Origin of the sequence: Streptomyces lienomycini (assembly GCF_027947595.1) — a bacterium.
GTDB lineage: Bacteria > Actinomycetota > Actinomycetes > Streptomycetales > Streptomycetaceae > Streptomyces > Streptomyces lienomycini.
The window spans coordinates 335465-359367 of record NZ_CP116257.1 but is presented as its reverse complement, the minus strand read 5'-3'; the positions used below and the strand labels follow the sequence as shown (position 1 = coordinate 359367).

Annotated in this window: 16 protein-coding genes, 1 tRNA gene and 1 pseudogene; 1 reads left to right on the top strand and 17 read right to left on the bottom strand. The window is 73.1% G+C overall.

The window, feature by feature from the left end; all coding sequences use genetic code 11:
- Positions 1-97: 97 nt before the first annotated feature.
- The 11 genes from BJ961_RS01720 to bldG form a co-directional block, all read right to left on the bottom strand.
- A tRNA-Thr gene (locus BJ961_RS01720) sits at positions 98-171 on the bottom strand.
- Positions 172-294: 123 nt separating this feature from the next.
- Positions 295-1914 carry an alpha/beta hydrolase gene (locus BJ961_RS01715; protein ID WP_271319547.1) on the bottom strand — a complete coding sequence of 540 codons (1620 nt, stop codon included), beginning with the start codon at positions 1912-1914 and terminating at the stop codon, positions 295-297.
- Positions 1915-2037: 123 nt separating this feature from the next.
- Positions 2038-3243, bottom strand: a complete 1206-nt coding sequence (locus BJ961_RS01710; RefSeq protein WP_271319546.1) for a DNA polymerase III subunit delta' — start codon at positions 3241-3243, stop codon at positions 2038-2040.
- A 127-nt stretch (positions 3244-3370) separates the two neighbouring features.
- Positions 3371-6730 (bottom strand): dTMP kinase, encoded by a 3360-nt coding sequence (tmk, locus tag BJ961_RS01705; protein ID WP_271319545.1) that lies wholly within the window; start codon positions 6728-6730, stop codon positions 3371-3373.
- A gap of 158 nt (positions 6731-6888) precedes the next feature.
- The gene (gene topA, locus BJ961_RS01700) at positions 6889-9732 is read right to left on the bottom strand and encodes a type I DNA topoisomerase (RefSeq protein WP_271319544.1); all 2844 of its coding nucleotides are present in this window, start codon (positions 9730-9732) and stop codon (positions 6889-6891) included.
- Between the two features lie 268 nt (positions 9733-10000).
- Positions 10001-10198, bottom strand: coding sequence for a hypothetical protein (locus tag BJ961_RS01695; protein ID WP_271319543.1), 198 nt, complete (start codon positions 10196-10198; stop codon positions 10001-10003).
- Between the two features lie 249 nt (positions 10199-10447).
- Complete coding sequence (locus BJ961_RS01690; RefSeq protein WP_271319542.1) at positions 10448-11965, bottom strand: DUF7059 domain-containing protein; 1518 nt, start codon at positions 11963-11965, stop codon at positions 10448-10450.
- Between the two features lie 49 nt (positions 11966-12014).
- Positions 12015-12605, bottom strand: coding sequence for a small secreted protein (locus BJ961_RS01685; protein ID WP_271319541.1), 591 nt, complete (start codon positions 12603-12605; stop codon positions 12015-12017).
- Between the two features lie 218 nt (positions 12606-12823).
- Positions 12824-15208 carry a sodium-translocating pyrophosphatase gene (locus BJ961_RS01680; protein ID WP_271319540.1) on the bottom strand — a complete coding sequence of 795 codons (2385 nt, stop codon included), beginning with the start codon at positions 15206-15208 and terminating at the stop codon, positions 12824-12826.
- 325 nt (positions 15209-15533) lie between these two features.
- Entirely contained in the window at positions 15534-15965 is a 432-nt protein-coding gene (locus BJ961_RS01675; protein WP_271319539.1) for an ATP-binding protein, read from the bottom strand.
- Positions 15966-16071: 106 nt separating this feature from the next.
- Positions 16072-16413 (bottom strand): anti-sigma factor antagonist BldG, encoded by a 342-nt coding sequence (bldG, locus tag BJ961_RS01670; protein ID WP_007491988.1) that lies wholly within the window; start codon positions 16411-16413, stop codon positions 16072-16074.
- A gap of 82 nt (positions 16414-16495) precedes the next feature.
- On the opposite strand from bldG, the gene BJ961_RS01665 reads away from it, so the two are divergent.
- The gene (locus BJ961_RS01665) at positions 16496-18952 is read left to right on the top strand and encodes a DEAD/DEAH box helicase (RefSeq protein WP_271319538.1); all 2457 of its coding nucleotides are present in this window, start codon (positions 16496-16498) and stop codon (positions 18950-18952) included.
- 192 nt (positions 18953-19144) lie between these two features.
- On the opposite strand, the pseudogene BJ961_RS01660 reads toward BJ961_RS01665, so the two are convergent.
- From BJ961_RS01660 to BJ961_RS01635, 6 genes and pseudogenes are all read right to left on the bottom strand, one after another.
- Positions 19145-19516 (bottom strand): annotated as a pseudogene (locus tag BJ961_RS01660) (Rv3654c family TadE-like protein); the annotation flags it as partial.
- A gap of 362 nt (positions 19517-19878) precedes the next feature.
- Positions 19879-20286 (bottom strand): TadE family type IV pilus minor pilin, encoded by a 408-nt coding sequence (locus tag BJ961_RS01655; protein ID WP_328658613.1) that lies wholly within the window; start codon positions 20284-20286, stop codon positions 19879-19881.
- On the bottom strand, positions 20273-20500 hold the full coding sequence (locus tag BJ961_RS01650; RefSeq protein ID WP_271319536.1) for a DUF4244 domain-containing protein: 228 nt from the start codon (positions 20498-20500) through the stop codon (positions 20273-20275). The genes BJ961_RS01655 and BJ961_RS01650 overlap by 14 nt, the downstream gene beginning before the upstream one ends.
- Before the next feature lie 90 nt (positions 20501-20590).
- The gene (locus BJ961_RS01645; protein ID WP_271319535.1) at positions 20591-21388 is read right to left on the bottom strand and encodes a type II secretion system F family protein; all 798 of its coding nucleotides are present in this window, start codon (positions 21386-21388) and stop codon (positions 20591-20593) included.
- Positions 21385-22290, bottom strand: coding sequence for a type II secretion system F family protein (locus tag BJ961_RS01640; RefSeq protein WP_271319534.1), 906 nt, complete (start codon positions 22288-22290; stop codon positions 21385-21387). Before BJ961_RS01640 ends, BJ961_RS01645 begins: the two co-directional genes overlap by 4 nt.
- Positions 22287-23468: a TadA family conjugal transfer-associated ATPase gene (locus BJ961_RS01635; protein ID WP_271319533.1), complete on the bottom strand. Its 1182-nt coding sequence runs from the start codon at positions 23466-23468 to the stop codon at positions 22287-22289. The genes BJ961_RS01640 and BJ961_RS01635 overlap by 4 nt, the downstream gene beginning before the upstream one ends.
- Positions 23469-23903: the final 435 nt, after the last annotated feature.

The following is a 23903-nucleotide window of genomic DNA, read 5'->3' as shown; positions in this document are numbered from 1 at the left end:
TACGCGCACAGATGGGCGGTGCCCGATTCGCCGAGATTCCAAGGTCATCCCAGACAAGAAACCCCAGGTCAGAATTCTGACCTGGGGTTTACCCTTGAGCCGCCTTCGGGATTCGAACCCGAGACCTACGCATTACGAGTGCGTTGCTCTGGCCATCTGAGCTAAGGCGGCACGCTGTGCACCCATGGTGCGATCAGCAACGTCGGTAAGTCTACACAGTTTCCCGGGGTGCTTCGTACCCGCCCCGGGGCCGGTGCTCCGGGGCGGGTGGGGTGCGTGGGGCGGGGTGGGCGGCTACGAGCAGCGCTTGCCGTCGTCCGGGGCGGTGCCGCTCAGGAGGTAGGTGTTGATCGCCGAGTCGATGCAGGCGCTGCCCCGGCCGTAGGCGGTGTGGCCGTCGCCCTCGTAGGTGAGGAGGTGGCCGGTGGAGAGCTGGTCGGAGAGGGCCTCGGCCCAGCGGTAGGGGGTGGCCGGGTCGCGGGTGGTGCCGACCACGACGATCGGGGTGGCGCCGGCAGCCTCGATGCGGTGCGGCTCGCCCGTGGGTTTCACCGGCCAGTACGCGCAGTTCAGGGAGGACCAGGCGAGGCCCTCGCCGAAGACCGGGGACGCCTTCTCGAAGTCGGGAAGGGCCTCGCGCACCTCGTCCGGGGAGGAGAAGGCGGCGGGGAGGTCGAGGCAGTTGACCGCGGCGTTGGCGAACATCAGGTTGCTGTAGCCGCCGTCGGCCTCGCGCTCGTAGTAGCTGTCGGAGAGGATCAGCAGACCGGCGCCGTCGTTCTCCTTCATCGCCGAGGTCAGGGACTCGCGCAGCTGCGGCCAGGCTCCCTCGTCGTACATCGCCGCGATCACGCCGGTGGTGGCGAGGGACTCGGTGAGCTTGCGGCCGTCGGCGTCTCCGGCGGGGAGCGGCTTGGCGTCCAGTGCGTCGAAGAAGGACTTGAGGTTCTTGCCGACCTGCTCCGGGGCGGTGCCCTTGTCGCCGAGCGGGCAGTCGGACTGCTTCACGCAGTCCTTCGCGAAGGACTGGAACGCCGTCTCGAAGCCCTCGGTCTGCTCCAGGTTCATGCGGCGCGCGGGCAGCGAGGGGTCCATCGCGCCGTCCAGGACCAGGCGGCCGGTCCGGTCCGGGAACAGGCCGGCGTAGGTCGCGCCCAGGAACGTGCCGTACGACGCCCCGACGTAGGTCAGCTTCTCGTCGCCCAGCACCGCGCGCAGTACGTCCATGTCCCGCGCCGCCTCGACCGTCGACACGTGGCGCAGCAGCTTCGGCGCGTCCGCTCCGCAGCCCTCGGCGAACTCCTTGTAGGCGTCGACCAGCTCGTCCGTCTCGCCCGCGTCGTCCGGTGTGACGTCGGTCCGCGTGTACGCGTCCATCCGGCGGCCGTCGAGGCATTCGACGGGCTCGCTGCGGGCCACGCCCCGGGGGTCGACCGCCACCATGTCGTACTGGGCGCGGACCTTGGCGGGGTAGCCGATGCCCGCGTACTGCTGGAGGTAGCCGATCGCCGAGCCGCCCGGTCCGCCCGGGTTGACCAGCAGCGAGCCGAGGCGTTTGCCCGGCCCCGTGGCCTTCTTGCGGGCCACGGCGAGCCGGACGTCGCCGTTGCCGGGCTTGGCGTAGTCGAGCGGGGCCTTCATGGTGGCGCACTGGAAGCCGGGGACGCCGCAGTCGCGCCAGGCGAGCTTCTGCCCGTAGTACGGCGACAGCTCGGAGGGCGTGCTCTTCGGCAGGGGGGTCAGGGCCGTCGTCGCCGCCTCCGTCGAGCCCGCCGCCTCCGCCGCGGGGGATCCGGCGGACGTCGACGCGCCCCCGGCGGAGCAGGCGGTGGCGAGCAGCGCGGCGGCGAGCAGCGTGGCTCGCAAGCGGGTGCTGCCGGTGCGGGTCCTGCGGTGAGTGCGCCTTGTGTGCATTCAGCGAGCGTAACTCTCCGCGACGGTGACGTTGCGGTGCGTGGTTCGTGTGCCTCGTACGTGTTACGGCGTCAACCGGGCGTGCACCAGGCGTGCGGGTCCGGAGCGGCCCGGGGCGCGCGCTCAGCCCGCTCTGAGTGCCATCGTCATCGCCTCCACCGCGAGGAGCGGGGGCACGTTGCGGTCCAGGGCCTCCCCGCAGGCGGCGATCGCCTCGATGCGGCGCAGGGTGGACTCGGGCGTGCCGGTGCGGGCGAGCCGCTCCAGGGTGTCCTCCGCGTCGGCGTTGGCGATCGCCACGCGCGAGCCGAGCTGGAGTGCGAGGACGTCGCGGTAGAAGCCGGTGAGCTCGGACAGGGCGAGGTCGAGGCTGTTGCGCTGCGTGCGCGCCTTGCGGCGTTTCTGGTCGGCCTCCAGGTCCTTCATCACGCCCGCGGTGCCGCGCGGGAGCCGGCCGCCCTGCGCCGCGCCCAGGGCCGCCTTGAGTTCCTCGGTCTCCTTGGCGTCCATCTCCTCGGCGAGCTGCTTGGCGTCCTCGGCGGCGGCGTCGACCAGTTCCTGGGCCGCCTTGAGGGCGCTGCCGACGTCCTCGACCCGCAGCGGCAGCTTCAGCACCGCGGCCCGGCGGTCCCGGGCGGCCTTGTCGGTGGCCAGGCGGCGGGCGCGTTCGATGTGGCCCTGGGTGGCGCGGGCCGCCGCGGCGGCGACGTCCGGCTCGATGCCCTCGCGCCGGACGAGCATGTCGGCGACGGCCCCGACCGACGGTGTGCTCAGGTTCAGGTGGCGGCAGCGGGAGCGGATCGTGGGCAGGACGTCCTCGACGGAGGGGGCGCACAGCAGCCAGACGGTGCGCGGGGCGGGCTCCTCCACGGCCTTCAGGACGGCGTTGGCCGACTTCTCGTTCAGCCGCTCGGCCTCCTCGACGAGGATGACCTGCCAGCGGCCGTTCGCGGGGGAGGTGAACGACTTGCGGACGGTGTCCCGCATGTCCTGGGCGCGGATCTCGGCGCCCATGGCGACCACCGTGCTGACGTCCGCGTGGGTGCCGATCAGCGCCGTGTGGCATCCGTCGCAGAAGCCGCAGCCGGGGACGCCGCCGAGGGCGCGGTCGGGGCTCACGCACTGTAGTGCGGCGGCGAAGGCCCGGGCCGTCTGGGCCACGCCCGAGCCGGGCGGGCCGGTGAACAGCCAGGCGTGCGTCATGCTCGTCGCCTGCGGCAACGGGCCGTCGGCCGCGGCGGCGGTGACGAAGGCGTCGGCGTCCCGGGCAGCGGCGGCGAGCGGCTCGCTCACCTTCTCCTGCCCGACGAGGTCGTCCCACACGCTCATGGGTCACGCCGTCCTTCCCTCACACCGATCCGCCGCGCTGGTCCGCGACGCGCCCTCCATTGTGCGGGGCGGCACTGACAACGCGGCGGTACGCCCGGGGCGCGGGCCGCCCCGGGCGTCCTCGTGCTCAGCGTCGTCCCCGGCCCCTGCCCCGGCGGCCGCCCTCGTCACCGCGGCCTCCGCGGTCGCCGTCGCCCCGGGCGCCTTCGTCCTCGTCGCGGGACCCGAGCAGTTCGTCGGCCAGCGTCGGCAGGTCGTCCAGGGGGGTCTCCTCGGCCCAGTCGGAGCGGCGCCTGCGGGGCGCGGCCTCGTCGGGGTCGATCCGGGGCAGCTCGCGCGTGCTGTCCTGGGGCTCACCGCCGGAGTCGGTACCGGCGGCCGGGCCCTCCTCCCGGAAGTAGCCCGGCGGAACGCGGTCGGCGGGATCGTCCTCCCGTACGGCTGGCAGGACCGCCGTCTCGTCGGCGGCACCCGGCGTGACGGGCGGCAGGACCGCCGTCTCGTCGGCGTCCCGCGGCTCCACGGCCGGCAGCACCGCGGTCTCGTCCGCCGCGCCGGGCGGCACCGGCGGCATGGGCAGCTCGGTGGTCACCTCGGCCTCGGAGACCCCGGACGCCCGGCCGTCGTCGCGCCCGTCCCGGGCACCGTCCTCGGCGTCGTCGGGGCGGCCGGCGTCGGCACGGCCGTCGTCCGTGCGGTCGTCGTCCCGCGTGTCCCGCACCGGCCGCAGTACCGCCGTGTCCTCCACCGGCCCGCCGGAGGCGTTGCCCGGGGTCACGATCGGGGTCGGTACGGTCGCGTCGGTGGGGGCCGGGGCGACCGGCCTCGGGCGGGGCGCGTCGGCCGCGGCCGGGGCGGCCGACCTGGGTCCGGCCGCGGCCGCCGACGCCGCCTGCTCCGCCGCCCGGCGTGCCTCCTCGGCCCGCAGCAAGGCCTCCTCGGCCTTGCGCTGCTTCTCCAGGCGCCGGGCCTCGGCCTCGGCGCGCAGCCGCTCCTCCTCCTCGGCCTGCTTGCGGCGCCGCTCCGCCTCGGCCCGCAGCCGCGCCTCCTCCTCGGCCCGCGCCTTCTCCTCCGCGAGCAGACGTTCCCGCTCCGCCTCGGCCTTGCGGCGGGCTTCCTCGGCCCGCTGCCGGGCCTCCTCGGCCTGGCGCTCGGCCTCACGCCGCTGCGCCTCCTCCAGCTCGCGCCGCTTGCGCTCCTCCTCCTCGGCGCGGACCCGCGCCTCCTCCTCGAGGCGCTCGCGCTCCAGACGCTCCTCCTCCGCCTTGCGCGCGGCCTCTTCCTCGGCCTTGCGGCGGGCTTCCTCCTCGGCCTTGCGACGCGCCTCCTCCTGGGCCTTGATCTCGGCCTCGGACAGCGGCAGCACCTGATCGAGCCGGTGGCGTACGACGGTGGTGACGGCCTCCGCCTCCTGGCCGGCGTCCACGACGAGGTAGCGCCCGGGGTCGGCGGCGGCCAGGGTGAGGAAACCGGAGCGCACGCGCGCGTGGAACTCGGCGGGCTCCGACTCCAGCCGGTCCGGCGCCTCGGTGAACCGCTCGCGCGCGGCCTCCGGCGCCACGTCGAGCAGCACGGTCAGGTGCGGTACGAGCCCGTTGGTGGCCCAGCGGTTGATGCGGGCGATCTCGGTCGGCGACAGGTCGCGGCCGGCGCCCTGGTAGGCGACCGAGGAGTCGATGTAGCGGTCGGAGATGACCACGGCGCCGCGCTCCAGGGCGGGCCGGACCACGGTGTCGACGTGCTCCGCGCGGTCGGCGGCGTACAGCAGCGCCTCCGCGCGGTGCGACAGTCCGGCGCTGGAGACGTCCAGCAGGATGGAGCGCAGGCGCTTGCCCACCGGCGTCGCCCCGGGCTCGCGCGTGAGCACGACCTCGTGGCCCTTGCCGCGGATCCACTCGGCGAGGGCCTCGGCCTGGGTGGACTTGCCGGCGCCGTCGCCGCCCTCCAGGGCGATGAAGAAGCCGTTCGCCTCGGGCGCGGGGACCGGGTCGTCGCCGCCGAGCAGCGCGTCCCGCAGGTCGTGCCGCAGCGGCACGCCGGAGCGGTCGTCGACCTTGGCCAGCACCAGCGCGGCCAGCGGCAGTAGCAGCGCGCCGAGCAGCATCAGGACGAACGCGGCGCCGCCGTGGGCGAAGACGAACTTGCCGTTCTCCAGCCGGTGCGGCCCGATCGCGGCGGCCAGCACGGGCGCGACGACCGCGCCGAGCGCCACGTAGACCCGGACGACCGCGTGCAGGTGCTCGGTCGTCCGGGCCCGGCGGTGGTCCTCGGTCTCCTGGTCGAGCAGCGCGTGCCCGGTGTTGGCGGCCACGCCCGCGCCGACGCCGGCCAGCGCGAGGAGCAGCAGCACGGTGGTGTCGTCCGGGACGAGTCCGGCGGCCAGCAGCGTGACGCCGACGAAGGCGATCGCCAGGGCGAGCAGCCGGCGGCGGGACAGGGAGGGCAGCAGGGCGGGCGCCGTGCGGATGCCGACGACGACGCCGCCGGTCAGCGCGCCCACCGTCAGTCCGTACAGCACAGGGCCGCCGCCCAGGTCCTTGGCGTGCAGCACGGCGACCGCGACCGTGGCCGCCACCACCGCGGCGACCGCGGCGCAGGCGAAAACCAGCAGCGGGAGCACGCCGGTGCGGCCCTTGTCGACACCGCCGCCGCTCTTGGGGCGGCGCATGCCCTCCAGCGGCGACCGCGCGCGCGGGGTGCGCACCGCGGGCAGCTCCAGGAAGGACACCACGGACAGGGACGCGGCGAACAGCCCGGCCGCCACGTACGAACCGAGCGCCGCCTGGTGCTCGGCGAACCAGTCGATGCCGGCGCCCAGGAGGTTGTTCAGAAGTCCCGCGAGGACCAGCGCGACGCCCGCGAGGGGGATCGCCACGAAACTGGTCCGCAGGGACAGGCGGCGCAGTGCGTCCATGTGGTCCGGCAGCGGCCGCACCGTCGCGCCCTCCAGGGGCGGGGCGGGCAGCAGGGCGGGGGCCGCGCTCTCCCGGCACACCGTCCAGAAGCGCTCGGCGACGCCGGTGACGAAGGCGGTCACCAGGAGGGCGGCGAGCGCGTTGTCGGGCGTCCAGTCGATCCACAGCGGCGCCACGATGAGCAGCGCGGCCCGCAGGCCGTCGGCGCCGACCATGGTCCAGCGCCGGTCGAGCGGACCGTCCTGCGAGGTGAGCGCGGTCAGGGGGCCGAGCAGTACGGCGCCGAAGAGCAGCGTCGCGAGGATGCGTACGCCGAAAACGGTCGCCACTGCGAACGCCACGCCCCGGTAGCCGCCGCCGAAGGAGCCGGCGCCGATCGCGGCCTGGACCGCGAGGAGGACCAGCACCAGGAGGGCGAGGATGTCGCCGACACCCCCCACGAGCTGTGCGCTCCACAAACGCCGCAGCTGCGGACGGCGCAGCAGGGCGCGGACGGCGCGCTCGCGGGAGTCCGCGACCAGTGCGTCGTCCGGGGCCGGGTGAGGGGCCGTTGGCTGCTCGGCTCGCGTCATGCGTTCAGCCTATCGGTCGCCGCCGACAGTCCGGGGTGCCCGGCCGAACGTACGCACGCCCCGACACCGAAATGATGCCGGGGCGTTCGCTTTGCGAAGAGCGTGCGCGAGGCGTGCGGGGCGGAGAGCCCCGGCGCCCGGCGGTTCCTGAGCCGGGCTCAGTCCTCCGAGGTCTTCGACGCGGTCGCCTTCTTGGTCGCCGTCTTCTTCGCGGTGCTCTTGGCGGCGGTCTTCTTGGCCGCCGTGGTCTTCGCGGCGGCCGTCTTCTTGGTCGCCGCCGCCTTCTTGGCCGGGGCCTTCTTGGCGGCCGTCTTCTTCACGGCCTTCTTCGCCGTCTTCTTGGCGGGCCCCTTGGCGCGCTTCTCGGCGAGCAGTTCGTAGCCCCGCTCGGGCGTGATCTCCTCGACACTGTCGCCGGAGCGCAGGGTCGCGTTGGTCTCGCCGTCGGTGACGTACGGGCCGAAGCGGCCGTCCTTGACCACGACAGGCTTCTCGCTGACCGGGTCGGTGCCCAGCTCCTTCAGCGGCGGCTTGGCCGCGGCCCGGCCACGCTGCTTGGGCTGGGCGTAGATCGCCAGCGCCTCCTCCAGCGTGATCTCGAAGAGCTGCTCCTCGGTCTGCAGGGACCGCGAGTCCGTGCCCTTCTTCAGGTACGGGCCGTAGCGGCCGTTCTGCGCGGTGATCTCGACGCCCTCCGCGTCGGTGCCGACGACGCGCGGCAGCGACATGAGCCGCAGGGCGTCGTCGAGGGTCACCGTGTCCAGGGACATCGACTTGAACAGTGAGGCGGTGCGCGGCTTCACGGCGTTCTTGCCGGTCTTCGGGGTGCCCTCGGGGAGCACCTCGGTGACGTAGGGGCCGTAGCGGCCGTCCTTGGCGACGACGGCGTGACCGGTGGCCGGGTCGGTGCCCAGCTCGAAGTCGCCGCTCGGCTTGGCGAGCAGCTCCTCCGCCAGCTCCACGGACAGCTCGTCCGGCGCCAGGTCCTCGGGGACGTCGGCGCGCTGGTGGTTCTCGGCGTCCTTCTCGCCGCGCTCGACATAGGGGCCGTAGCGGCCGACGCGCAGCTTGATGTCGTTGCCGACGGGGAAGGACGACACCTCGCGGGCGTCGATCGCGCCGAGGTCGGTGACCAGTTCCTTGAGGCCGCCGAGGTGGTCCCCGTCGCCGTTGCCCGCGTCGGCCGCGCCGCCGCCCGTGCCGACGCCCTCGCCGAAGTAGAAGCGGCGCAGCCACGGCACCGCCTGGGCCTCGCCGCGGGCGATGGCGTCGAGGTCGTCCTCCATCTTGGCGGTGAAGTCGTAGTCGACGAGCCGCCCGAAGTGCTTCTCCAGGAGGTTGACCACGGCGAAGGAGAGGAAGGACGGGACGAGTGCCGTGCCCTTCTTGAAGACGTAGCCGCGGTCCAGGATGGTGCCGATGATCGACGCGTACGTCGACGGGCGGCCGATCTCGCGCTCTTCCAGCTCCTTGACCAGCGACGCCTCGGTGTAGCGGGCCGGGGGCTTGGTGGCGTGGCCGTCGACCGTGATCTCGTCGGCGGTCAGCGCGTCGCCCTCGGCGACCTGCGGCAGGCGGCGCTCGCGGTCGTCCAGCTCGGCGTTCGGGTCGTCGGCGCCCTCGACGTAGGCCTTGAGGAAGCCGTGGAAGGTGATGGTCTTGCCGGAGGCGCTGAACTCGACGTCCCGGCCGTCGGAGGCGGCGCCGCCGATCTTCACGGTGACGCTGTTGCCGGTCGCGTCCTTCATCTGGGAGGCGACGGTCCGCTTCCAGATCAGTTCGTACAGCTTGAACTGGTCGCCGGTCAGTCCGGTCTCGGCGGGGGTGCGGAAGCGGTCGCCGGAGGGGCGGATCGCCTCGTGCGCCTCCTGCGCGTTCTTGACCTTGCCGGCGTACGTGCGCGGCTGGGGCGGCAGGTAGTCGGCGCCGTACAGCTGCGTCACCTGGGCGCGGGCGGCGGTGACCGCCGTGTCGCTCAGGGTCGTGGAGTCCGTACGCATGTAGGTGATGTAGCCGTTCTCGTACAGTTTCTGGGCGACCTGCATGGTCGACTTCGCACCGAAGCCGAGCTTGCGGCTCGCCTCCTGCTGCAGCGTCGTCGTACGGAACGGGGCGTACGGCGAGCGGCGGTACGGCTTGGACTCGACCGAGCGGACGGCGAAGCGCGTGTTCTCCAGTGCGGCGGCCAGCGCGCGGGCGTTCGCCTCGTCGAGGTGGAGGGTGTTCGCGCTCTTGATCTGCCCCAGGGAGTCGAAGTCGCGGCCCTGCGCGACACGCCGTCCGTCGACGGTCTGGAGGCGGGCGACCAGCGACGACGGGTCAGAGGCGTCTCCCGCACGGCCGGTCGCGAAGGTGCCGGTGAGGTCCCAGTACTCGGCGGAGCGGAACGCCATGCGGTCGCGTTCCCGCTCGACCACGAGGCGGGTGGCGACGGACTGGACGCGGCCGGCCGACAGGCGCGGCATGACCTTCTTCCACAGGACCGGCGAGACCTCGTAGCCGTAGAGGCGGTCGAGGATGCGGCGGGTCTCCTGGGCGTCGACCAGCTTCTGGTTCAGCTCGCGCGGGTTGGCGACGGCGGCGCGGATCGCGTCCTTGGTGATCTCGTGGAACACCATGCGCTTGACCGGGATCTTCGGCTTGAGGACTTCCTGGAGGTGCCAGGCGATGGCCTCGCCCTCGCGGTCCTCATCGGTGGCGAGGAAGAGCTCGTCGGACTCCTTCAGCAGGTCCTTGAGCTTCTTGACCTGGGACTTCTTGTCCGCGTTGACCACATAGATCGGCTGGAAGTCGTGTTCGACGTCCACACCGAGGCGGCGGACCTCGCCGGTGTACTTCTCCGGCACCTCCGCCGCGCCGCTGGGGAGGTCGCGAATGTGCCCGACGCTCGCCTCGACGACGTAGCCAGGGCCGAGATAGCCCTTGATCGTCTTCGCCTTGGCAGGCGACTCGACGATGACGAGTCGGCGGCCGCCGTTCGCGGTCTCGCTGGTCGGGGACAACTTCGCTCTTCTCTCCGGTCGACGCTGGGCCTCCCCAGGGCGTGGTCCCGGGTCGGGTCGTTCTGTGTTTCGATCGTGACGCTGCGGAGTGTGACGGTACCTCCCGCCCCCGTGTCAAACGGGAAAAGCCCACAACGGCCACTCGAACGGTAACCCGACGAACCCTGTTCCTGCCGCCCGGAGTGCCTACCCGCTCCGACGCGTGTATCCGGAGCGCGATCCCCCGATTACCGGGGCGGACGCGTGACCGGAGGCCCGCACGGGCCGCTCACACGTGCGTCAGGCACCATGCCCCGAGGGCCAGCGCGACCACGGCGGCGACGCTCGCGAGGGTCGCCGATGCGACGGGGCTCACACCGTGCGCGACGGGCCGGCCGTGCCGCACCCGCGTCGTGGTCCACGCCAGCAGACCTGCCCCGAACAGGGCGAACACCAATCCCGCGAAGATCGCCGGCCCGCTCTCCATGGTCCCCGTGCCCCTTTTCTCCAGCCCGCGCGTGTCCAGCCTTCGGGGAGGCTGCCACCCGCGGGCGGCGGGCAGGCGAACCCGAGGTGAACGAGGGGCCGACGGGTCCGCCGCCCGCCTTCCGGCGCGACTCGCTTCGCCCGTCCGCGGGGGTGGGCCGGTGCCGGGAAAATTGCCGGCGGAGCGGGGCGGGCGCGCGTCGCGCCGGAAGAATGGGTGCGCGCACCCACACCCGGCTCTCGCGCCGCGCTACGCCGGTTCGAGGAAGCCCTGCTCCACCAGCAGGCGGATCTGCGCGGGCGTGCGGTCGCGCAGGGCGACCGGGTCCTCGCCGACCAGCTGGGCGATGGCGTCCAGGATGCGGCCCGCGCTCATGGTGCCGTCGCAGACGCCCGCGAAACCGGCGCCTACCGTGTCGACCCGGGTGGCCCGGCGCATGCCGCGGTTCTGGCGCAGCACGACGTGCTCCGGGTCCTCGGCGCCGGGCAGCCCGACCTGTTCCTGGACGACCTCGCCGGCCAGCGTGAAGTGCGCTTCGAGCAGCGCCGCGTCGTCGTGGGAGCGCAGGTAGTCGACGCGGTCGAAGTGGGCGCGCACGGTCTCGCCGAGCGGCTGCTCGATCGGGTGCGGCCACTCCTCGGCGACGACCGAGGGCTCGGCGGCCGCGGTCCGGCGCAGAGTGATCCAGCCGAAGCCGACGGCCCTGACCTTGCGCGCCTCGAACTCGTCGAGCCACGCGTCGTACCGCGCCTCGTACTCGGCCGGGTCGCCGCGGTGGTCGCCCGCGTCCCGCAGCCACAGCTCGGCGTACTGGGTGACGTCCTGCACCTCGCGCTGGACGATCCAGGCGTCGCAGCCGCGCGGCACCCAGGAGCGCAGCCGGTCCGTCCACTCCTCCCCCTCGACGTGCTGCCAGTTGGCGAGGAAGTGCGCGAACCCGCCCTCGTTCAGGCGCTCCCCCGTCTGTTGAACGAGCGAGCGGCACAGATCGTCCCCGCCCATCCCGCCGTCGCGGTAGGTGAGGCGGGCGCCGGGTGAGATCACGAACGGCGGGTTGGAGACGACGAGGTCGTACGTCGCGTCGTCGTCGACCGGCTCGTAGAGGGAGCCCTCCCGCAGGTCGGCGGCGGGCGCTCCGGACAGGGCGAGGGTGAGCGCGGTGATGTGCAGCGCGCGCGGGTTCACGTCGGTGGCGGTCACGCGCGTGGCGTGCGCGGCGGCGTGCAGCGCCTGGATGCCGGAACCGGTGCCCAGGTCGAGGGCGGCGGAGACGGGCGTACGGACGGTGAGGCCCGCGAGGGTCGTGGAGGCGCCGCCGACGCCGAGGACGACGCCCTCGGCGTGGTTGCCGATGCCTGAGGCGCCGCCGACCGCGCATCCCAGGTCGGAGACGATGAACCAGTCCTCACCGCCGGGCCCGCCGTAGGGCCGGACGTCCACGGTGGCGGCCACCTCGTCGTCGCCCGCGCGGTCGAGCCAACCGCTCTCCAGGCAGACGTCGACGGGCAGGACGTCCGCCACGCGCGCGTGGAGCACGGGTTGCTGAAGCAGGAACAGCCGTACGAGCAGTTCGAGCGGCGTGTCGCCGCGCGTGGCCCGGAGCGCGGGCACGGTCTCGCTGCGCGACAGCGCCGCGTAGGCGGGGGCGCCGAGCAGCTCCAGCAGTCCGTCGGCGGTGAAGGACGCCCCGAGCAGGGCGTCCCGCAGCCGGGCGGTGACGTCGGGGCGGTCGGCGGAGGGCAGGGGGGACAGACTGGCGTTACTCACGCCCCCATTGTGGCCCCGCGGCCCCCGCCCCGCGTCCCCGTGGCAGGGGTCAGCCGGTCGTGGCCGACGGCGTCACCGAGGCCGACTTGCAGCTCTCCTGCTTGGCCATCGCCTTGCCGACGTCGCCCTCCTCCAGGGTCTTCAGCGCGTCACTGCCGCTCTTGCTGAGCTTGTTCAGCTCGGTGGCGATGTCCTTGAGGCCGTCGGCGAACTTGGCCTGGTTCTTGGTGTCGAGCGCCTCCACCTGCTTGCGCAGGGAGGCGTACGACGAGGAGAGGGAGTTCAGCTCGGTGACCGCGTCCTTCTGCTTCTTCTCGCCCTCGTCGACGTCCGGCGCGCCGGCCTTCTGGACGGTGGCGCCCATCGCCTTGTAGGCGTCGGACATGTCCTGGAACGCCTTCGCGTCGGTCTTCTGGACGTCTGCCGGCGTGCTGTTGTCCGAGGTCTCCTTCTGGATCGCCGCGTTGGCCGCCTCGATCTTCTTGGCCTGCGGCTGCACTCCGTCGCAGACCTGCTTCGCCCAGGAGTCCAGCTTCTCGTTGTCGTCGCCGCTGCCGCATCCCGTCAGCGCCAGTACCAGTACCGCACCGCCGGACAGTGCGGCAGCGAGCTTCTTGTTCACCGGATTGGTCCCTTCCATGGCTCTCGGCCCCGGAACATACACGCCGGATGGGGGACACTCACCGGACGAACATCCGTTAAGACCGTATTGAAGCCATTTGCACCAAGAGAGAGAAGGCTCACGGTGCGGGGCGCGCGCCCGCGCGAAGCGGGCGGACGGCGCGTCAACACGCGCCGTCTGCCCGCCCTTTGAGCAGCGCCTCCTGGGACTCCGTGCGGTGGTTTCGAGGGCTGCGGCTACGAAACCACGGCGGGATCGGCCGACTTGGGCTCCTGGTCGGCGTCGTCCTCGTCGCCCATGGCGATCCCGCGCCGCTTGGAGACGTAGACGGCCGCCGCGATGACGAGGAACGCGACCACGGCGATCAGGACCCGTACCGCGACGCTCTTGTCGGCGCCGTAGGAGAACTTGATGACCGCGGGCGCGATGAGCAGCGCGACCAGGTTCATGACCTTCAGCAGCGGGTTGATGGCCGGGCCCGCGGTGTCCTTGAAGGGGTCGCCGACGGTGTCGCCGATGACGGTGGCGGCGTGGGCCTCGCTGCCCTTGCCGCCGTGGTGGCCGTCCTCGACGAGTTTCTTGGCGTTGTCCCAGGAGCCGCCGGAGTTGGCGAGGAACACCGCCATGAGCGTGCCCGAGCCGATCGCGCCCGCGAGGAACGCGCCGAGTGCGCCGACGCCGAGCGTGAACCCGATGAAGATGGGTGCCATCACGGCGAGCAGTCCGGGTGTGGCGAGTTCCCGCAGGGCGTCCCTGGTGCAGATGTCGACGACCTTGCCGTACTCGGGTTTCTCGCTGTAGTCCATGATCCCGGGCCGTTCCCGGAACTGTCGCCGCACCTCGTGGACCACCGCACCCGCCGACCGCGACACCGCGTTGATCGCCAGTCCCGAGAAGAGGAAGACGACCGCCGCGCCGGCGATGAGCCCGACGAGGTTGTTGGGCTGCGAGATGTCCATCATCAGGTTCATCGGAGCGCCCTCGCCGCTGAGTTTCTCGCCCACGTCCGCCGCGCCGGTGGTGATGGCGTCGCGGTACGACCCGAACAGGGCCGCCGCTGCGAGGACGGCGGTGGCGATGGCGATGCCCTTGGTGATGGCCTTGGTGGTGTTGCCGACCGCGTCCAGGTCGGTGAGCACCTGGGCGCCGGCGCCCTCGACGTCGCCGGACATCTCGGCGATGCCCTGTGCGTTGTCGGAGACCGGTCCGAAGGTGTCCATGGCGACGATCACGCCGACCGTGGTGAGCAGGCCGGTGCCGGCCAGCGCCACCGCGAACAGCGCCAGCATGATCGACGTGCCGCCGAGCAGGAAGGCCCCGTAGACGCCGAGGCCGATCAGCAGGGCGGTGTAGACGGCCGATTCCAGGCCGAGCGAGATCCCGGCGAGGACGACGGTGGCGGGGCCGGTGAGCGAGCTCTTGCCGATGTCCTTGACGGGGCGCCGGGTGGTCTCGGTGAAGTAGCCGGTGAGCTGCTGGATCAGGGCGGCGAGCACGATGCCGATCGCGACGGCGACCAGCGCGAGGATCCGCGGGTCGCCGCCCTTGCCCGCGATCGCCGCGTCGGTGACGCCGTCGAGGTCGGCGTACGTGCCGGGCAGGTAGACGAAGACGGCGACCGCCACCAGCACCAGCGAGATCACCGCGGAGATGAAGAAGCCCCGGTTGATCGCGCTCATGCCGCTGCGGTCGGAGCGCCGGGGCGCCACCGCGAAGATGCCGATCATGGCGGTGAGCACGCCGATCGCCGGGACCAGCAGCGGGAACGCCAGCCCGGAGTCGCCGAAGGCCACCTTGCCGAGGATCAGCGCGGCCACCAGGGTGACGGCGTACGACTCGAAGAGGTCGGCGGCCATGCCCGCGCAGTCGCCGACGTTGTCGCCCACGTTGTCGGCGATGGTCGCGGCATTGCGCGGATCGTCCTCCGGAATGCCCTGCTCGACCTTACCGACCAGGTCGGCGCCGACGTCGGCGGCCTTGGTGAAGATGCCACCGCCGACGCGCATGAACATCGCGATCAGCGCCGCGCCGAGGCCGAAGCCCTCCAGGACCTTCGGCGCGTCGGCCGCGTACACCAGCACCACGCAGCAGGCGCCCAGCAGGCCGAGCCCCACCGTGAACATGCCGACGACACCGCCCGTGCGAAACGCGATCTTCGTCGCTTTGTGCGAGACGAGAGTGAGATCCCTTTCCGGTTCGCCGGGGGCCGGTGTCGCTTCCCGCGCCGCCGCGGCGACGCGCACATTGCTGCGTACGGCGAGCCACATGCCGATATAGCCGGTGGCCGCCGAGAACGCCGCTCCGATCAGGAAGAAGATCGAACGTCCGGCACGTTGATTCCAGTCGTCCGCGGGCAGCAGCAGGAGCAGAAAGAACACGACGACGGCGAATACGCCGAGCGTGCGCAGTTGCCGGGCCAGATAGGCGTTCGCGCCTTCCTGGACGGCCGCCGCGATCTTCTTCATGCTGTCGGTCCCCTCGCCCGCCGCGAGCACCTGGCGCACGAGGATGCCCGCGAGGACCAGGGCGGCCAGCGCGACTACCGCGATGACCACGACCAGGACGCGGTTCCCGTCGGTCAGTACGGCGGCTGCGAGATGAGAGGTAGGAAGCTCCGCCATTCGTCCTCCTTGACGCTTGGGCTGAGCTCAAGATGTGGACGGGATTGTAGGTACCGGAAGCCGATCAAAACAGTGCACGACAAAAGGAATTACCCTGTCAACCACAAGGGGGCCGGAAGTAGTAATGCCCCTCCGGCATTAATTCCCCGATCCGCCGGTGATCCGTTTCATGACAGCTCGGTGATCGATCCTCCGGGCGAGATTCTCCAGGGATTGATCGTGAATGAATTCACTTGGCGTCCGCACGGCATCAATGTAAGTCCGAGCACGACAAAGGGCCCCACCAGGTGGGGCCCTCTGGGTGACACAGGGGGTGACGCGGGGATCAGATCGGCGGCAGCACCGCGGGCGCGGTCGGCCAGGTCATGCGGATCAGTCCGCCGTCCTCACCGGCCGTGACCTCCACGTCGTCGACGAGTCCACTGATGACCGCGAGGCCCATCTCGTCCTCCTCGGCCTCCAGGTCGTCGGCGGCGCCGCCCGGGGTCTTCACCCCGGGCACCGCGTGCGGCGCCTCGTCACCGACCTCGATGGAGAACTGCTTCTCCTCCTCGATCAGCGACACCTTGACCGGCGCGGTGATGCCGACGTGCTGATGCAGGCCCACGGCCCGGGTGCAGGCCTCGCCAACGGCGAGCCTGACCTCGTCGAGGACGGCCTCGTCCACTCCGGCCCTGCGTGCCACCGCGGCCGCCACCAGACGGGCGGTGCGGACGTGTTCGGGCAGCGCGCTGAAGCGGAGTTCGACGGTGGCCATGCATCCCCCTCGGAACTACGGGCGTGCTTTCGAGGGTCCGGACCGCCGACAGCCCGGACCCCCCTCGTTCTTGCCGTTCCGGGCCGCGAGGGCCCGGAACCGGTCGTCAGTCGGTGGCCGCCACCGCTTCCTCGACCGAGGTGTGAATGGGGAACACCTTGGTGAGGCTGGTGATACGGAAGATCTTGAGAATGCGCTCCTGGTTGCAGACCAGGCGCAGCGAGCCCTCATGGGCACGCACCCGCTTCAGTCCGCCGACCAGCACGCCGAGCCCTGTGGAGTCGAGGAAGTCCACGCCCTCCATGTCGACGACGAGGTGGAAACTCCCGTCGTTCACGAGCTCGACCAGCTGCTCACGCAGCTTGGGCGCGGTGTATACGTCAATTTCGCCACCGACCTCGACGACCGTACGATCGCCGACGGTACGGGTCGACAGGGACAGGTCCACGGATCCTCCAGCACCTTGCTATCGAGCGGTCGTCCCTCGGGACACCTCGGCTTGAAGCCCCCAGGACGGTTCGCCAGCCGCGATGGCATTCAATCACTTACCGGCAGGCGTGCACGACGCCTTGGTCCCATTGTCCGTCACGCCAGTGACAGACTCGGTGCCGATGGCCAAGAATCACCGACCCGATCGACCCCCGGCGGAGCACGGCTCCCGGCCGGAACCAGGCATGCTCCTGGACCGGCTGGCCGCGGGACCGGGCCGGGCTGCGCGCATCACTCATACGGAGCACTTGCCCCCGCGTGCGGGCCGTCATGCCGTCTGGCCGGACCGGATTCGACCGGAGGTCGTCGCCGCGGTGCGGGCCGCGGGAATCGAACACCCCTGGGCCCACCAGGCACGCGCGGCCGAGCACGCCCTGGACGGCGACTCGGTGGTCGTCGCCACCGGCACCGCGTCCGGCAAGTCCCTGGCCTATCTGGTGCCCGTCCTGTCGACCCTCGTGGACGGCTCCGAGGCGCCGAACGGGCGCGGCTCCACGGCTCTCTACCTGGCCCCCACGAAGGCACTGGCAGCCGACCAGTGCCGGTCGGTGAAGGAACTTTCACAACCTCTCGGCACCTCCGTCCGGGCGGCGGTGTACGACGGCGACACTCCGTTCGAGGAACGCGAGTGGATCCGCCAGTACGGCACCTATGTGCTGACCAATCCGGACATGCTGCACCGCGGCATCCTGCCCTCCCATCCCCGCTGGTCGTCCTTCCTGAAGGCGCTGAAGTACGTCGTCATCGACGAGTGCCACACCTATCGCGGCGTCTTCGGCTCCCACGTCGCCCAGGTGCTGCGCAGACTGCGCAGACTCTGCGCGCGCTACGGCGCGTCGCCCGTGTTCCTGCTCGCCTCCGCCACCGCCGCCGAGCCCTCGGTCGCGGCCCGCCGGCTCACCGGGCTGCCAGTGGTCGAGGTGGCCGACGACGCCTCACCGCGTGGTGAACTGGTGTTCGCCCTGTGGGAGCCGCCGCTGACCGAACTGGAGGGCGAGAAGGGCGCGCCGGTCCGCCGCACGGCCACCGCCGAAGCCGCCGACCTCCTCACCGACCTCACCGTGCAGGGCATGCGTTCGATCACCTTCGTACGCTCCCGCCGCGGCGCGGAGCTGATCTCGGTGATCGCCCAGGAACGTCTGGCCGAGGTCGACCGCTCGCTGGTCCGGCGTGTCGCGGCGTACCGCGGCGGCTATCTTCCCGAGGAGCGCCGCGCCCTGGAACGCGCCCTGCACTCCGGTGACCTCCTGGGCCTCGCCGCGACGAACGCCCTCGAACTCGGCCTCGACATCTCCGGCCTGGACGCCGTGGTGATCGCCGGGTACCCGGGGACCCGGGCCTCGCTGTGGCAGCAGGCGGGCCGGGCCGGCCGGTCGGGGCAGGGGGCACTGGCCGTGTTGGTCGCGCGTGACGATCCACTGGACACCTTCCTCGTCCACCATCCGGAGGCCCTGTTCGACCAGCCGGTGGAGTCCACGGTCCTCGACCCCGACAATCCGTACGTCCTGGCCCCCCACCTGTGCGCGGCGGCGGCCGAGCTGCCCCTGACGGAGGAGGACCTGAATCTCTTCGGTCCGGCCTGCGAGGAGCTGATGCCCCAGCTGGAGGCGGCGAAGCTGCTGCGCCGGCGGACCCGGGCCTGGCACTGGACACGCCGTGAGCGGGCCGCCGACCTGACGGACATCCGCGGGGAGGGCGGACGCCCGGTGCAGGTCGTCGAGGCCGGTACGGGGCGGCTGCTGGGCACGGTGGACGCCGGTGCCGCCCACACGACCGTCCACGAGGGCGCCGTGCACCTCCACCAGGGGCGCACGTACCTCGTCCGGTCCCTGGACCTGGAGGACTCCGTCGCGCTGGTCGAGCAGGCCACCCCCGCCTACTCGACGGTGGCCCGCGACACGACGGCGATCTCGGTCCTGGAGACCGACACCGAGGTCCCCTGGGGCGACGGGCGCCTCTGCTACGGCTCCGTCGAGGTCACCAACCAGGTGGTCTCCTTCCTGCGCCGGCGCCTGATCACCGGCGAGGTGCTGGGCGAGACGAAGCTCGACCTCCCGCCCCGCACGCTGCGCACGCGAGCCGTGTGGTGGACGGTCACGGAGGACCAGTTGGACGCGGCCCGGATCAACCCGGAGATCCTCGGCGGGGCCCTGCACGCCGCCGAACACGCCTCGATCGGCATGCTGCCCCTGTTCGCGACCTGCGACCGCTGGGACATCGGTGGCGTGTCGGTACCCCTGCACCAGGACACGCTGCTGCCGACGGTCTTCGTGTACGACGGCCACCCCGGCGGCGCGGGGTTCGCCGAGCGCGCCTTCCACACGGCCCGCGACTGGCTCACGGCCACGCGCGAGGCCATCGCCTCCTGCGAATGCGACGCCGGCTGCCCGTCCTGCATCCAGTCCCCCAAGTGCGGCAACGGCAACGATCCGCTGCACAAGCGGGGGGCGGTACGGCTCCTCACCGTGCTGCTGCGAGGTACTGCGGAGACGGGATAAACCGAGGGGGTGACGGGAGGCCGCGCGGTTGACGGGGGCAGCGCGGTTGGCGGGGGACGATGTCAAACCGGCCGGCTCGACGGGTTGGGCGCCGGTCGCCGTCATCTCCGTCGCCGCGTTGCCGGCCGGCGCCTGCTTCCCTGTCGCGGGACTTTCCGTCTCGGCGCTCGCTGGGGCCGGACTCGCTGTCGCGGCACTCGCCGTCGCGGGAGCGGGGTTGCCCGTCGCGGGGGTCGTCGCCGCCGGGCCGGCCCTCGCCCGGATCTCCGCAGCGAACGGTCCCCTGCCCGACGCCGCCGTCACGTCCGAGACCTGCCCGGTGAGCACGCACCGCGCCATTCGCGCCCCCTGAGCCCGCGCCACCCGGTCCGCCCTGTCGCACGCCGCCGTGCCGCCCTCGGCCCAGTGGTCCGCCGCCGCGAGGGCCGCCAGGTCGGCAGCGCCGGCCGCGCGATGCCGGGCCACGACCGCCTGTCCCAGGGCCAGCACGATGCCGAACACCAGACACAGCACGGCGATCGCGGCAACGCTCCACACGGTGGCCGACCCCCGGTCGGAGGCCATGCTCGGGTCGGCGGCGGAGACAGACGGGGAGGCGCGGGGGCGATCCTGGCCGATCCCCATGCCGGGGCCGGTGCCCATGCCGGGGCCGATCTCCGTTTCGGGGCCGGTTGCCATGCCGGGGCCGGTGCCCGGACCGCGGCCGATACCAGGGCCAGGGCCGGTACCAGGGCCGGGGCCGATCTCCGGACGCGGGCCGGTACTCGCGCCGGGGCCAGCGCCTACGCCGGGGCCAGTGCCCACACCCGAACCAATGCCCGAACCGGAACCGGTGCCCGCGCCGGTGCCTGTGCTGGTACTCACGCCGGGGCCGGTGCCCGGGCGGCCGCTCCGGTCGGCGACCGGTCCGGGCGGGGCGACGCCCGTCACGGCCGCGCCCCCACCGTCTGCTCCACCGAGGCGACGGCCTCTTCCCGCAGCTCCATGGGCAGTCCGTGCAAGGCCGGAGGGTCGGCGACCACGACCACACGGACCAGGTTCGCCTCCCGGCTGACCGTGACCCGGGCCCCAGGGGGTGCCGCCTCACGGGCAACCTCCACGACCGCGTCGGCCGGGTCCTGCCGCGCCGCCGCGCGGGCGCCGGTCCTGGCCGCGTCCACGCACTGGATCTGCGCCGCCACTACGAGCAGGCCCCACACCAACGCCATCGCGAACACCACCAGCACCGGAAGCACCACGGCTGTCTCCGCCGTCACGAAGCCGCCGTCCGACCGGCGTCCGACCGCTCCACGGGTCCGCTTCTCCGGACTCGGCGCCCGCTCACATCCGCGCATCGAGCGCCCGCTTCACGATGCCCTGCAGCTCGGCGCTGACCGTGCCGCTCGTCAAGACCTTGTAGAGGATCACGGCGAATCCCACGGCCGCGACGATTCCCATCGCGTACTCGGAAGTGACCATTCCCGCGTCCCGCCGCAGGGCCCGCTGCCGCAGTGCCGCGCCCACCCCGCACACCAGGGCACGCAACCGTGCCCGTACCACCTGATACATCGCAACCCCCGTAAGGTTCGATCCCGTTGCTCACTTGCCTGTTCACTTGCCTGCTCGCTCGCCGACTCCGCGCCGGTACTCCCCGGTCCCTCAGCCACCGCCTCCCCCGCGCCCCAGGGCCCCGCCCGCCAGCCCGATGACCACCGGCAGCACGCCCACCGCGATGAAGGCCGGCAGAAAGCACAGCCCCACCGGCGCGGTGACCATGACGGCCGCTCTTCGGGCCCGGGCGGTCGTCGTGCGTGCCCAGTCGGCACGGGCCTGGGCGGCGAGTCGGGCGGCCGGGCCGGCCGCGGGGAGCCCGGACACCTCGGCGCGCTCCAGCAGCCGCGCGAGGGGCCCGGCCCCCGGAAGCACGGCCAGGCCGCGCCAGGCGCCGTCCGGTTCGCCGCCGAGTCGCACCTCCGCGGCACCGCGCCCCAGCGCCTCTCCAACCGGCCCGCGCAGGGCGTCACCGACCGCCCGCGCCGCCGCCACGGGGCTCGCGCCCGCCGCGACGCAGGCCGCCAGCAGGTCGGCAGCCAGCGGTAGTTGACGGGCTGCCTCGGCCGCGGTGGACTCCGCCACCGCGGTGCCGGCTGCCGAACGCCGGGCGCTCCAACGCCACAGTGCCGCGGCGCCCATCAACCCCGCCACGACTCCGGGGACACCGCCGATCACGGCCCAACCGGCGCCCATCAGCCCCACCGACGGCAGCCATCCGCGGACGGCGCCCAGCAGCTCGGCACGTCGCGGGGCGGGGCGGGCCGGTTCCGGTGTCAGCAGGCCGGTGAGCCTCCTGCGCAGCGTCCGCTCGCGTCGCGCCGTTCCCAGGGCCCAGGCCGGCCAGCCGACGAGGAGCACCGTCCCCAACACCGCCCCCAGCCTGTGGACGAGGTCGCCGTTCACGACGCCGCCTCCGCTCCGCGCACGATCCGCGTCACCCACCACACGCCGAGGCTCTCCAGCACCCCACCGGCCAGCAGGCATCCGATTCCGGCTCCGGTGTGCAACAGCACGTGCAAGGGGTCGGCCCCCAGGGCCACGCCGAGCAGCAGGCCGAGGACCGGCAGACCGGCGAGCATCACGGCCGTGGCGCGAGCGCCCGCCAGTTGGGCGCGCAGGTCGGCGCGCTGGTCCCGCTCGGCGCGCAGTGCGCCCTCCAGCCGGTCGAGACCGGACGCGAGTCCCGCGCCCTGGTCGACCGCGACCCGCCAGCACGCCGCGAGACCCCGCAGTCCCTCGGCGCCGGGTTGCCCGGCCGCCGCCGCGAGCGCCCCGGGGACGTCCCCGCCGAACCGGGCCGCCGCCAGCACCGGCGCCTGCGCGTCGCCGAGACCGCCCGAGTCGTGCGCCGCGCACAACAGCGCCTCGCCCGGCTGACGCCCCGCCCGCACCTCCCCGGCGAGCGTCCCGCACAGCGCGATCACCGCGTCCTGCCGACGCTCACGTGCCCGCCTCGCCCGGCCGGCCAGTCGCGTCCGCCGCAGCACCGGGACTCCGACCGCCCCCGCGACGGCCGGCAGCACCGAGTCGCCCAGCAGCGCCAGTACCACCCCGACGGCCAGTGACCCCCACTCGGGCCTCAGCCGGCCACGGGCCTTCCTCAGCTCCTCCGCCACCCGACGCACCGGGGGAGGCCCGGTACCGGCCGTTCCACCCGTCCGGCCCGCGGCGAGCACCAGCCGTGCCCGGCGTACGCCGGAGTGCCACCCACCCGCCAGCCAGGCGGCCGCCCCGAGGCACACCAGGGCCATGCCCGTCGACAGCGCACCGGCCCCCGTCACCTGCGCCCCCGTCACGTCCGTCATGCCCGTCCTCCCTGCGTCTCCCGTCCGACGGCCTGCTCTCGCTGCCCCTCACCGCGCAACAGCTCCCGCAGCCGCTCCCAGCCGCGTTCGGCGACGAAGGCATCCGCGCCCCACCGCAGTGCCGGTACCGTCCGCACCAGCCCCGCCGGGTCCCGTTCCAGTACGTGGACCTCGGCGATCCGGCGTCGTCCCGCGCGGTCACGGACCAGGTGCAGGACTACCGACAGGGCCGCCGCGAGCTGGCTGTGCAGGGCCGCACGGTCCAGCCCCGCGGCCGTGCCGAGCGCTTCCAGCCGGGCCGGTACGTCGCCGGCGGCGTTGGCGTGCACGGTCCCGCAGCCTCCTTCGTGCCCCGTGTTCAAGGCGGCGAGAAGATGGACCACTTCGGGGCCGCGCACCTCGCCCACGACCAGCCGGTCGGGACGCATGCGCAACGCCTGCCGCACCAGGTCCTGCAGCGTGACCAGGCCCGCGGCCTCCTGGTTCGCGGGTCGGGTCTCCAGTCGGACGACGTGCGGATGGTCGGGGCGCAGTTCGGCCGAGTCCTCGGCCAGGACGATGCGCTCGTCCGGCCCCACGAGCCCGAGCAGGGCGCTGAGCAGGGTCGTCTTGCCACTGCCCGTTCCACCGCTGACGAGGAACGACAGCCGTGCCCGCAGGAGCGCGCGCAGCACGCGGTCGCCTCCGGGTGGCACGGTGCCCGCCGCCGCCAGTTCGCCGAGGGTGAAGGCGCGCGGCCGTACCACCCGTAGCGACAGGCACGTGCAGTCGACGGCGACCGGTGGCAGCACCGCGTGCAGCCGGGTGCCGTCGGGCAGCCTGGCGTCCACCCAGGGCCGGGCGTCGTCGAGGCGGCGTCCGGCGACGGTGGCGAGGCGCTGGGCGAGCCGCCGCACCGCGCCCGCGTCCGGGAAGGAGACCGGCGTCAGCTCCAGGCCGCCGCCCCGGTCGACCCAGACGCGGTCCGGGGCGGACACCAGTACGTCGGTCACCGACGGGTCGGCGAGCAGCGGCTCCAGTGGCCCGCTGCCGACAAGTTCCGACCTGAGTTGGTCGGCGGCACCGAGGATCTCGGCGTCCCCCAGCACCCGGCCCTGCTCCCGCAGGGCCTGCGCCACGCGCGCGGGCGTCGGTTCCGCCCCGCTCTCGGCGAGCCACCGCCGCACACCGTCGAGCATGCCGGGCGGGGGGCCCTGGCCTGCCGGGAAAGCCGTTGTCGAGGGCCGCCCCGACGCGGGCCCCGGGGTCCGCTCGGCGCCGGGCCCCGCGGGCCGCACGGAAGTCCACGCCCGTGTCGGCGTCCGACCGGAAGCCGACATCGACGCCCGGCCGGTGGCCGACTCCGGAACCCGGCCGCCCACCGCGGCGGTGACCGCTCCCGGAGCCGGTCCGGGGACACCGGCGGTTGCCGGGCCCGTGGGCCCTCCGGTGGGCGGTCCCCCGTACGACGTCCGGGAAGCCCAGCCCGGGACCGCTCGCACGGTCGGTGCCTCGGACATACCGGGCCCGTCCCCGGCCGTGTCGGCCGCACCGGTCCCGCGCCGCGTCACAGGCACCCTTCCGTAGGCACTGGCCACAGTCACCCCGCTCACCTCGCTCACTCCGATCACCTC